A 10,138-nucleotide genomic window follows, 5' to 3' on the forward strand; every position below is an offset into this window, starting at 1 on the left:
CACCGCCGCTGCCAAGCGCGGTACCCGCAGCCTGCTGATCTACGGCGGCGTCGGATATGACCCGCAGCTGGACGCACTGGCCGAGGGCGTGGACATCGTCATCGGCACGCCGGGCCGTCTGCTCGACCTGGCCAACCGCGGCGCTCTGGACCTGTCGCACGTCAAGTCAGTCGTGCTGGACGAGGCCGACGAGATGCTGGATCTGGGCTTCCTGCCCGACGTCGAGTCGCTGCTGTCCCGCACTCCCGAGACCCGCCAGACCATGCTGTTCTCTGCCACCATGCCGTCGGCCATCGTCTCGCTGGCGCGCAAGCACATGCGCCACCCCATGAACATCCGGGCCGAGAGCCAGGACGCCGGACAGACCGTGCCCACCACGTCGCAGTTCGTGTGGCAGGCCCACGAGATGGACAAGGCCGAGGTCCTCGCCCGCATCTTGCAGGCCGACGACGTCGCACGCGTCATCATCTTCACGCGCACCAAGCGCACCGCGCAGCGCGTCGCCGATGACCTGATCGACCGCGGCTTTCCCGCCGCGCCGCTGCATGGCGACATGGCCCAGCCGGCACGCGAGAAGGCGCTCAACCGGTTCCGCGAGGGCAAGGTCAACACGCTCGTGGCCACCGACGTCGCAGCTCGTGGCATCGACGTCACGGATGTCAGCCACGTGATCAACTACAACTGCCCCGAGGACGACAAGACCTACGTCCACCGCATCGGACGCACGGGTCGCGCCGGCAAGTCCGGCATCGCCGTGACGTTCGTCGACTGGGCGGATCTGACCCGCTGGAAGCTGATCAACAAGGCGCTGGACCTGCCCTTCGAGGAGCCGGTCGAGACCTACTCCACGTCCGATCACCTGTTTCACGACATGGCCATCGACCGTGCAGTCAAGGGCCGTCTCAAGCCCCCGAGCCCCAAGGAGCCACGCGACAACGACCGCGGTGGCAATCGTGGCGGCCGTGGCGGTCAGAGCGGTCAGAGCGGCGGACGCCCGCGTCAGAGCTCCGGATCGTCAGACTCCAGCGTCAAGAGCGACGGCCCTCGTGCCGACGGCGGCGGCAACAACCGCAACCGGCGCCGCCGCAACCGCACTCGCTCCGGCGAGACGGTCGCCAAGTCCGAGTAAGCGACCCCGCCGATGAGCCGCTGAGACTGAGCGACCCTTCGCGGGGCTACGCCGTGACGACCACGGCGGTGCCGACGGGCGCGAACTCCCACAGGGCGATCGCGTCTGGCTTCCACTGTCGTACACAGCCAGCCGACAGCGGCGTGCCGAGCTGAGCCTTGGTCTGCTCCAGGACCCCGGCATTGTCGACCGGCACCGAGTGGAAGCCGATCGCCGCGTTGGGGCCGGTGGCGAACCGCACGAAGTACTCCATGCTTCCGCTGGCATCGAAGGCCGTGGCGTGCCGATTTCTGGACTGCACCCGGTAGCTGCCGGGTTGCAGATTGTCGAACCGGCTGCCCGACACCGCGTACGTGCGAGCGACCTGACCGTCGTCACCGACCAGCCACACCCGCTGATCGCTCTGATCGAACACGATGCGCCGACCCGAGCCGGACCCGGCAGGCAGCGCAGTGGATTCCTCGACGCTCACCGGCTCGATGTCGACGGGCTCGGCCTCCTTGATCCTCGCGACCGGATCGGGCACAGGCGGCAGACTCACCTGCTCCAGCGAGGAGGGTGAGGAGACCGTCGACGTCGACGCCTCGGTGAACTGAGGAGCCACCGCCACCGCGGCCACGGCAGTCGATGCACTCACCACGAGCACACCCATCATCACGCCCAGGCGCCGGGGCGCGCGAGATCGACGGGCTCGGTGGGTGGGTTGGGGCACGGCCGCAGTCTACGTCTGACTGGCCTCGCTGGGGTGAACCTTCTTCTTCGCGGTGGCTGCGATCAGCACCTTCGCGACTTCGCGGTAGGCCTCAGCGCCCTTGTGCCTGCTGGCCGTGGACAACACGGTTCGACCGACCGCCGGAGCCTCGGCGAACCGGATGGACTTGGGGATCGCCGGCTCGATGACGTTCAGGTCATAGGTCTCGGAGATGGCAGCCAGCACGTTCTGGGCGTGCCGGGTGCGACCGTCGTACATCGTCGGCAGCACCCCGAGAATCGTCAGCGTCGAGTTGATCGACTGCTTGACGTCATAGATCGTGTCGAGCAGCTGGCCGACGCCCCGGTGCGACAGCGTCTCAGCCTGCAATGGGATCAGCACGTGGTGGGCTGCCGAGAGGGCGCCGACCGTGAGCACCCCGAGGCTGGGCGGGCAGTCGATCAGGATCATGTCGTACTCGGAGGCAATCTTGTCGATCGCGACCCGCAGCCGCTGCTCGCGGCCGGTGCGCGACATCAGCGTCTCCTCGATCTGGGTCAACGTGATGCTGGCCGGGATCAGGTCCATGCCGTCGTCGGTGACCAAGATCGCGTCAGCGGGCTGGCTGGTACCCAGCAGCACCTCCCCCACCGTGAGGTCGAGCTCCTCGGGGTCGATGCCCAGCGAGAACGTCAGGCTGCCCTGCGGATCGAGATCGACCAGCAGCACGCGCTGGCCCAGCTCGACCAAGGCAGCCCCCAGGGATGCGACCGTGGTGGTCTTCGCGACCCCGCCCTTTTGATTCGCCACCGCGATCGTCGTCGTCACGTGCGCCATTGTGCCACCGCCCGCCGGCGGCGAGTGACACCGTCTCACGCAATTCGTTGTCCCAGTCGGTGCGGGCCCACGGTCCCCTGTTTGGCATGCTGATCCCATGACGCGTCGCGCACTGGTCACGGGTGCCACCTCCGGAATCGGCAACTCCTTCGCGCGCACCCTCGCTGCGCACGGCCACGACCTGGTGATCGTGGCCCGCACCACCGACCGGCTGGAGCAGGTGGCCGCCGATCTTCGCGCCAAGCACCATGTCGGCGTCGAGGTCATCACTGCCGATCTCAGCACCTCCGCCGGCATGGACACCGTTGCCACTCGGCTGACTGACACGTCCCACCCCATCGAGCTGCTGGTCAACAACGCCGGCTCGTCGATGGCCGGCTGGTTCGGCACCACTGACATCGCCGACGAGGACAGCCAGCTGGATCTGCTCGTCCGCGCGCCCATGCACCTGATGGACGCGGCGATCAAGGCGATGGCGGGACGCGGCGGCGGCAAGATCATCAACGTCGCGAGCGTGGCTGCCTTCACCCCGCGGGGCGCCTACTCCGCGCACAAGGCGTGGCTGGTCAACCTGTCGCGCTGGGCCGATCTGCACTACGACGACGTCAACATCACGGTGCAGGCCCTGTGTCCCGGCTTCGTGCGCACCGAGTTCCATCAGCGCGGCCAGATGGACATCAGCGGCGTACCGCGGTGGATGTGGCTCAAGCCCGACTACGTCGTCAAGAAGTCGCTGCAAGACCTGGAGAAGGACAAAGCGCTGTCGGTCCCTTCCGTCCGCTACAAGGTGCTCGCCACCTTGGCCCAGTACATGCCCAAGCCGCTGGTCAGTCGGATGGCCAAGCGCGGCCGATGAGCGTTCCCCGGAGTGTGCAGCTTCCGCCGGAGGTCGTCGTCTCGACGGTCGACACGGACCGCGGACCGTTCGCCGCGCACCGCGTCTCCCCGGCCTCGCGCGCACGGGCCCATGTGCTGCTGGTCCCCGGATGGACCGGTTCGAAGGAGGATTTCACTCCGCTGCTGCCGGCGCTGGCGGCGGCTGGATTCGCGGCGACGGCCTACGACCAGCGCGGACAATTCGAGACTCCCGGCGATGCGGATGCGGCCTCCTACTCGCTGGCAGCGCTGGCGGCAGACGCTGCCGCGGTGACCAGCGCAGCCGGGTTCTCCACGTCTCACCTGCTCGGTCATTCCTTCGGCGGGCTCGTGGTGCAGCGGGCCGTCGTCGACGACCCGGCGCGCTGGACGTCTCTGAGCCTGTTGTCCACCGGCCCCGGGGCCTTGGGCGACTCCCCGCAGCGCCCACTGCACCAGATCGTGCGGGCGATCGGCTCAGTCCCACTCGACCAGCTGCACGCGATGCGCGAGCAGGGCGAGTCGCGGCCAGATGACATCGCTGACTTCCTGCTGCGCCGATTCACCAGCAACAGCGAGGCATCGCTCCGAGCCATGACCCAGCACCTGATCGACGCACCCGACGTCATCGACGCCGTGCTGGACACCGGGGTGCCGTGCTGGGTCGGTCGCGGGGCCGATGACGACGCGTGGCCGCACGAGCAGCAGTCTCACATGGCAGAACGCCTTGGAACGTCGATCCAGGTCGTGGCAGGCTCGGCGCACTCCCCTGCCATCGAGAACACCCCAGGCCTGCTGGCGGCCTGGCTGCCCTTCCTGGAGATGCACTCATGACCGACGTACCCATCACCCGCGGCTTCATCGGACGCCGTCGCGCTGCCGACCCGGGCACCCTGCCGCCGGGGCAGTATGACGTCGGCGAGAACTGGCCGGTGCTGTCGGCCGAGCCGACGCCGACGGTACGGACCGACGACTGGACGCTGACGATCGATGGGTCGGTGGGCACCACGAGCACCTGGTCGTGGGACGACCTGCACGCGCTGCCAAGCGAGACCATCACGCGGGACATCCACTGCGTCACGACCTGGTCGAAGTTCGACATGGACTTCACCGGGGTCAGTGTCGACACGCTGCTCGAGGCCGCGGACCCCACCGACGAGGCCGCCTACGTCATCGCGCACACAGCGAGCGGATACACCACCAACCTGCCGCTGGAGGATCTCCGCGGCGCCAAGGCGTGGGTCGTGTGGGAGGCCGAGGGCAAGGCCCTCACCCCCGATCATGGCGGCCCCGTCCGGCTGCTGGTGCCGCACCTGTACTTCTGGAAGTCGGCCAAGTGGCTTGAGCGACTCGAGGTCGTCGAGCATGATCGCCCCGGCTTCTGGGAGACCAACGGGTACCACGATCGTGGCGACCCATGGCTCGAGCAGCGCTACGTGGGTGATCCGTGACGACCGTCGGACCGACGGCCTGGCAGGTCGCCACCGTCGCCGAGATCGCGCACCCCGCACCCGGGTTCGTGCGCATCCGGCTCGACGTGCCCGACCGACTGCCCAGCCTGCCGGGTCAGCACTACGTGGTGCGACTCCGAGCCGAGGACGGCTACACAGCGCAACGGTCCTACTCGGTCGCCTCTGATCCGGGAGATCCACAGATCGAGCTGCTGGTCGAGCAGATGCCGGACGGCGAGGTGTCGGGGCACCTGCACGACGTGCTGGAGTTCGGTGACCAGCTCGAGGTGCGAGGGCCCATCGGACGGTGGTTCACCTGGCGCGGCGAGGAACCGGCCGTCGCTATGGCGGGCGGGTCCGGGCTCGTGCCGATCATCTCGATGATGCGCTGGGCCACGCTCCACGATCGTGGCGACGACCTGCGCGTGATTGCGGTCGGACGCACCTGGGAGCTGCTGCCGTACGCCGATGAGCTGGCGGCCTACGGCGCCTTCATCGCCCTGACCCAGGAGAACCGCATCGACGACCACGGCACCGAACGGGTCTCGGCTCCGCCGTACCCCGACGAAGTGGCACCGCTGGTCGACGGGACCCGGCGGGCCTACGTGTGCGGATCGGTCGGCTTCGTCGGCTACGCCAGTCGGCTGCTCGCTGAGTCCGGTGTCCGTGCCGACACCGTGCGGGTCGAGCAGTTCGGGGCCACCGGCTGACCCGCGACCACTCAGCCGAGCAGCCGCTCCAGCTGATCGGGCGCCGTGGTGTTGCAGCCCAGGTCGAAGTCGATCTTGCCGGCTCCGTGGTGATCGCTGGAGCCCGTGACCACCAGGTTCAGGTCAGCGGCGATCGTGCGCAGTGCCTCGCGGGCCTCAGCCGAGTGGTCGTTGTGGTCGACCTCGATGCCGTCGAGCCCCATGCCGGCAAGGTCGGCGAGGGCCTCGGCGCTCAGTACACGCTGGCTGTCTCTGGACCACGGATGCGCGATCACGGTGCGTCCGCCCGCCGCCTTGACCAGCGCGATGGCGGTTTCCAGAGGTGCGGAGTACCGCGCGACGTACGCCTTGCCACCCGTGTCGAGCCATCCGTCGAAGGCGTCGTCGCGATGATCGACGTAGCCCTTGTCCACCATGGCGTCAGCAATGTGAGGACGCCCTGAGGCGGCGGCGTTGCCCGACTGCGCAGCGACATCAGCCTCGGTGAGGGGCATGCCGTGCTCGGCCAGCAGCTCAAGCACCCGCGGGAGTCGTCGGTCACGCCCGGCCAGGACGCGGTCGAGCTCGGCGTTGAGCGCGGGGTCATGCGGATCGAACTCGTAACCCAGGAGGTGCACGCTGGCGCCGTGGAACGTGGTGGAGATCTCGATGCCGCGGATCAGCCGAATACCTAGTCGGTCTGCAGCCACCTGCGCTTCGTCCCAGCCCGTCGTGGCGTCGTGATCGGTGAGCGCAACGACATCGAGCCCCGCCCTGACCGCGTTCTCGATCAGAACCGCTGGATCATCGGTTCCGTCGGAGCGGTTGGAGTGAGTGTGCAGGTCGATGCGCATGCCCCGAGACTAGTGCGCGCCACTGACCATTTCGCTGACGTTCCACCGCTGGATGACGGGTGTTCCGCGGTCGTCGCCGAGCACTGAGACGGTCGACGTGTCGAGGCCGAGGTGGCGCCCCACGACGACGTCGAGACCCAGCCAGCGGGCGGCCAACGCACGCAGCGAGTGCCCGTGGGCGAAGACCAAGGTGCGGCCCTCGATCATCCGAGTCCGCGCCACCACCCGGTCGAGACGCTCGGCTACCTGCTGCGCAGTCTCGCCGCCGGGCGTCGGGTGCGTCCACACACTCCAGCCCGGGTCGGTCAGCCTGATGTCCGGCGTCGTGATGCCTTCGTACTCGCCGTAGGCCCACTCGACCAGGTCCTCGTCGACCCCGGCCTCGCCGAAGCCGGCCAGCTCGGCGGTGTGGCTCGCGCGTCGCCGCGGGCTGGTCAGCACCTGGGTGAACTCGACCTTCGCGAGCACCGGGCGCAGGGTCACAGCCTCGGCCTCGCCGGCGGCCGTGAGCGGCAGGTCGGTGATCGACGTGTGCCGCCCGACGGCGCTCCACTCGGTCTCGCCGTGCCTGACCAGCCACAGCTCGGCACTCATCGGGGAACGAGAGCCCAGTAGTCGAGGTCGAGCAGCACGCCCGGAGCGTGCTTGCCGGCGTCATCGCGCAGGTTCATCGACTCGTCGCGCCCCTTGGTGGCCACCAACCGCAACCGCAGCGCACCCACGCCAGGAGCGGAGGTCTCGGCGGTGTCCAACACTTCGGACCACGCGTAGATCGTGTCGCCGGCCAGCGCCGGTGCCGTGTGCGCGCCAGCGTTGATCGCCGCAATCAGCTGGGCGTTGGCCAGGCCGTTGAACGACAACGCCCGTGCCATCGAGATGACGTGTCCGCCGTAGACCAGCCGGGTGCCGTCAGGACGCGCCTCGGTGTTGAAGTGCACCTTGGCGGTGTTCTGCCACAGCCGGGTGGCCATCATGTGCTCAGGATCAGTCAGCGTGACGCCGTCAACGTGATCGATCTTCTCGCCGATCGCGTAGTCGCCGAAGCGATGCGGCTCACCCGCTGCAGCGAAGTCGTAGTCGGTGAAGTCCAGGCCGGAGGGAATCGGAAGATCCTCGGCCGACACGACGTCGGCCAGCGTCGGCACGACAGCGTCGGGCGCAGCCGCCTCGACGTCTCGCTTGCGCACCATGACCCAGCGCACCCAGTCCAGAGCGATCTCACCGCGCTGGTTGGTGGCGGTCGATCGCACGTACACGACGCCCGTCCTGCCATGGGAGTTCTGCTTCAGTCCGATGACCTCAGACGAAGTCCGCAACGTGTCGCCGGGAACGACCGGCCGGCGGAAGCGGCACTCGGCGTAGCCCAGATTCGCCACGGCGTTCAGCGACACGTCCGGCACGGTCTTGCCGAAGGCGACGTGGAAGGCCATCAGCTCCTCGACCGGGGCGGGGTCGAGTCCGACCGAGGCAGCGAAGGCTGCCGACGACGGCACGGCGAATCGCGTCGGGTAGATCGCGCCGTACACCGCGCGATCACCCTCGGTGATCGTGCGGGGAGTGGCGTGATCGATGACCTGTCCGACGGCAAAGTCCTCGAAGAAGTTGCCGGCGTTGGTCTTGCTCACAGGTTGACCGGTCGCCCGGGCATCCGGGCCAGCAGTTCTTGTCCCTGCGCCAAGAACTTGTGCTCGACCAGAACCTCGTACTTGGTGGCCACGACCTTTTGCACCGAGCTGAAGTCGCGCTGACCACGCGTGGCAGCGTACCCGAGGGCCCCCCACACCACGCCAAAGACGACGCCGAAGCCGACGCCCCCGAGCACTGTCGCCAGGGCCGACGCGCTGCCCTCAGTGAAGACGCTCAGCAGCAGGCCGATCAGCAGACCCAGCCACGCGCCAGACCCGGCGCCAGCCATCAGGACCCGGGCCCAGGTGAGGCGTCCGGTGACCCGCTCGACCTGCTTGAGGTCGGTACCGACGATCAGCACGTCGTGAACCGGGAATTCTTCGTCGGACAGATAGTCCACAGCCTTCTGCGCGGCCGCATAGTCGTCGTAGACGCCAAGCGACTGCGGGTACTGGAGGCTGAAGATCTGTGGCTGCGAGGACGACATGACACCTACGATATCGACCCGCGCGAGGACGCGATCCATTCGGTCGGTTCGAAATGCCCAGTCAACGGCGTCCGGCGTGTCACCATCATCTCGACACGCCATCGACCTGGACGGGATCCCCGGTGCACCCCTTGCCTCGGCAGCTGCTCAGGATCGCGTTCGCTCTGGCCGTGCTGGTCGTCCCGGCGGCTGCCGTGGCCGCACCTCCCTCGACACCCGGCCCCGACGACCTCATCGTGGAGGCGCACCGCGGCGGACCGGCCTTGGGAGCGCCGGAGAACTCGGTGGCGTTGTTCGAGAAGGCCGTGCGAGAACCCGTCGTCGACCGGATCGAGAGCGACGTCCGGTGGACCAAGGATCGGGTTCCCGTCCTGGTGCACGATGCCACCCTGCCGTCCACCTGCACCAGATCCGGCCGCCGGGTGCGTGAGATGACCTGGGCCGAGCTGAGCCTGGTGCGCTGCTCGGGTGAGCCAGTACCCCGCCTGGTCGACCTGCTGGACGTCGTCCGCGGCACGGACGTGGACCTGAACATCGAGCTGAAGCGTGACAGCGGGCAGACCTCGTCAGAGCTGAAGGCCTTTGCCAAGGCCGTGACCACCACGGTCAACACCGCCAATCTGCCGCGCGACCAGGTGGGTTACTCGACGTTCTACTGGCGTGACTACGCGACGACCATTCGCCAGTACAGCCCGGGCCGAGCCCTCGTCGCCTTCGAGACATCGACAAGCTCCAAGCCCACCACCGCGTACGTCTACACAGCCGTTCGTCTCGCGAAGGATGTGGGAGCGACGTCGTTCACCATCAACGCATCCGACACCAATGAGCAGCTGTCACAGTTCATCGCGGATCACGGACGCATGACGGCAGGGCTCATCTACCTGCAGGGCGACAAGCAGGTGCGCTACGCACTGGCCCACCGATCCTGGGCCTTCGGCGCCGATGACCCCGTGGCCAGACGGCGGCATCTGGATCGACTGCTCGCCGACCTCGAGGAAGCACCGCTGACGCGTACCCACACCACCACCTCGACATCACCCAAGACCGTGCTCGCAAAACGATCGCTGAAGAAGGACACCAAGACGTTCATCCGGGTGGCTGGCGGCACCGGACTGCTGAACGATCGCGCCATGACGCTGCTGGACGGCGCTCGGTTCTCCGTCACCGTCACCGGAAAGGGATCTGGGGAGTTCGAGCTGGCACCGGCGGGAAGCCGATCAGGCATCGATGGCGTCCGCACCAAGATCCCGAACGGCACCAAGACCTACACCGTGTACGCCTCGCCGGGCGACGGTGGGCGCCTCAGGATCCGCATGACCTCGACCGCCACCGTGACGGTGAAGATGACCGGCTACCGGACGATCTCCTACTGATCTGCTGTCGTCCCGCGAGGACGAGGCTGGATCAGGCCTGGTAGTCCTTCAGGAGGGCTCGACCGATGATCATCTTCTGGATGTCGGACGTACCCTCACCGATCAGCATGAAGGCCGACTCGCGGTAGAGGCGTTCGATCTCGTAC

The 10,138-nt window shown here is 67.8% G+C and carries 13 protein-coding genes; 6 read left to right on the forward strand and 7 right to left on the reverse strand.

The window, feature by feature from the left end:
- Positions 1–1,129 (forward strand): DEAD/DEAH box helicase (locus WB508_RS04045; RefSeq protein ID WP_423843601.1); only part of this gene is annotated, 1,129 nt, incomplete at its 5' end.
- A 46-nt stretch (positions 1,130–1,175) separates the two neighbouring features.
- Here WB508_RS04045 and WB508_RS04050 read toward each other — a convergent pair.
- On the reverse strand, positions 1,176–1,841 hold the full coding sequence (locus WB508_RS04050; protein ID WP_423843602.1) for a L,D-transpeptidase: 666 nt from the start codon (positions 1,839–1,841) through the stop codon (positions 1,176–1,178).
- Between the two features lie 9 nt (positions 1,842–1,850).
- On the reverse strand, positions 1,851–2,657 hold the full coding sequence (locus tag WB508_RS04055; protein ID WP_423843603.1) for a ParA family protein: 807 nt from the start codon (positions 2,655–2,657) through the stop codon (positions 1,851–1,853).
- 97 nt (positions 2,658–2,754) lie between these two features.
- Between WB508_RS04055 and WB508_RS04060 the strand changes: the two genes are divergently transcribed.
- The 4 genes from WB508_RS04060 to WB508_RS04075 are packed head-to-tail and all read left to right on the forward strand — an operon-like array spanning position 2,755 to position 5,673.
- Positions 2,755–3,513: an SDR family NAD(P)-dependent oxidoreductase gene (locus WB508_RS04060; RefSeq protein WP_423843604.1), complete on the forward strand. Its 759-nt coding sequence runs from the start codon at positions 2,755–2,757 to the stop codon at positions 3,511–3,513.
- The gene (locus WB508_RS04065) at positions 3,510–4,346 is read left to right on the forward strand and encodes an alpha/beta fold hydrolase (RefSeq protein ID WP_423843605.1); all 837 of its coding nucleotides are present in this window, start codon (positions 3,510–3,512) and stop codon (positions 4,344–4,346) included. Before WB508_RS04060 ends, WB508_RS04065 begins: the two co-directional genes overlap by 4 nt.
- Positions 4,343–4,963 carry a sulfite oxidase-like oxidoreductase gene (locus WB508_RS04070; protein WP_423843606.1) on the forward strand — a complete coding sequence of 207 codons (621 nt, stop codon included), beginning with the start codon at positions 4,343–4,345 and terminating at the stop codon, positions 4,961–4,963. The genes WB508_RS04065 and WB508_RS04070 overlap by 4 nt, the downstream gene beginning before the upstream one ends.
- Complete coding sequence (locus WB508_RS04075; protein ID WP_423843607.1) at positions 4,960–5,673, forward strand: FAD-binding oxidoreductase; 714 nt, start codon at positions 4,960–4,962, stop codon at positions 5,671–5,673. The genes WB508_RS04070 and WB508_RS04075 overlap by 4 nt, the downstream gene beginning before the upstream one ends.
- Positions 5,674–5,684: 11 nt before the next feature.
- On the opposite strand, the gene WB508_RS04080 is transcribed toward WB508_RS04075, so the two are convergent.
- Genes WB508_RS04080 through WB508_RS04095 form a run of 4 tightly spaced genes read right to left on the reverse strand, consistent with a single transcriptional unit; the run spans position 5,685 to position 8,631 of the window.
- Positions 5,685–6,506 (reverse strand): PHP domain-containing protein, encoded by an 822-nt coding sequence (locus WB508_RS04080; protein ID WP_423843608.1) that lies wholly within the window; start codon positions 6,504–6,506, stop codon positions 5,685–5,687.
- Between the two features lie 9 nt (positions 6,507–6,515).
- A complete protein-coding gene (locus WB508_RS04085) occupies positions 6,516–7,100 on the reverse strand; it encodes a histidine phosphatase family protein (protein ID WP_423843609.1) in 585 nt (194 codons plus the stop codon).
- Positions 7,097–8,131 (reverse strand): MaoC family dehydratase, encoded by a 1,035-nt coding sequence (locus tag WB508_RS04090; RefSeq protein ID WP_423843610.1) that lies wholly within the window; start codon positions 8,129–8,131, stop codon positions 7,097–7,099. Before WB508_RS04090 ends, WB508_RS04085 begins: the two co-directional genes overlap by 4 nt.
- Entirely contained in the window at positions 8,128–8,631 is a 504-nt protein-coding gene (locus WB508_RS04095; protein WP_423843612.1) for a general stress protein, read from the reverse strand. Before WB508_RS04095 ends, WB508_RS04090 begins: the two co-directional genes overlap by 4 nt.
- A gap of 110 nt (positions 8,632–8,741) precedes the next feature.
- On the opposite strand from WB508_RS04095, the gene WB508_RS04100 reads away from it, so the two are divergent.
- The gene (locus tag WB508_RS04100) at positions 8,742–9,992 is read left to right on the forward strand and encodes a glycerophosphodiester phosphodiesterase (RefSeq protein ID WP_423843611.1); all 1,251 of its coding nucleotides are present in this window, start codon (positions 8,742–8,744) and stop codon (positions 9,990–9,992) included.
- A 31-nt stretch (positions 9,993–10,023) separates the two neighbouring features.
- On the opposite strand, the gene WB508_RS04105 is transcribed toward WB508_RS04100, so the two are convergent.
- A partial coding sequence (locus WB508_RS04105; protein WP_423843613.1) for an acyl-CoA dehydrogenase family protein occupies positions 10,024–10,138 on the reverse strand: 115 nt, incomplete at its 5' end.

The sequence above is a fragment of the Aeromicrobium sp. genome, assembly GCF_049586495.1.
Classification (GTDB): domain Bacteria; phylum Actinomycetota; class Actinomycetes; order Propionibacteriales; family Nocardioidaceae; genus Aeromicrobium.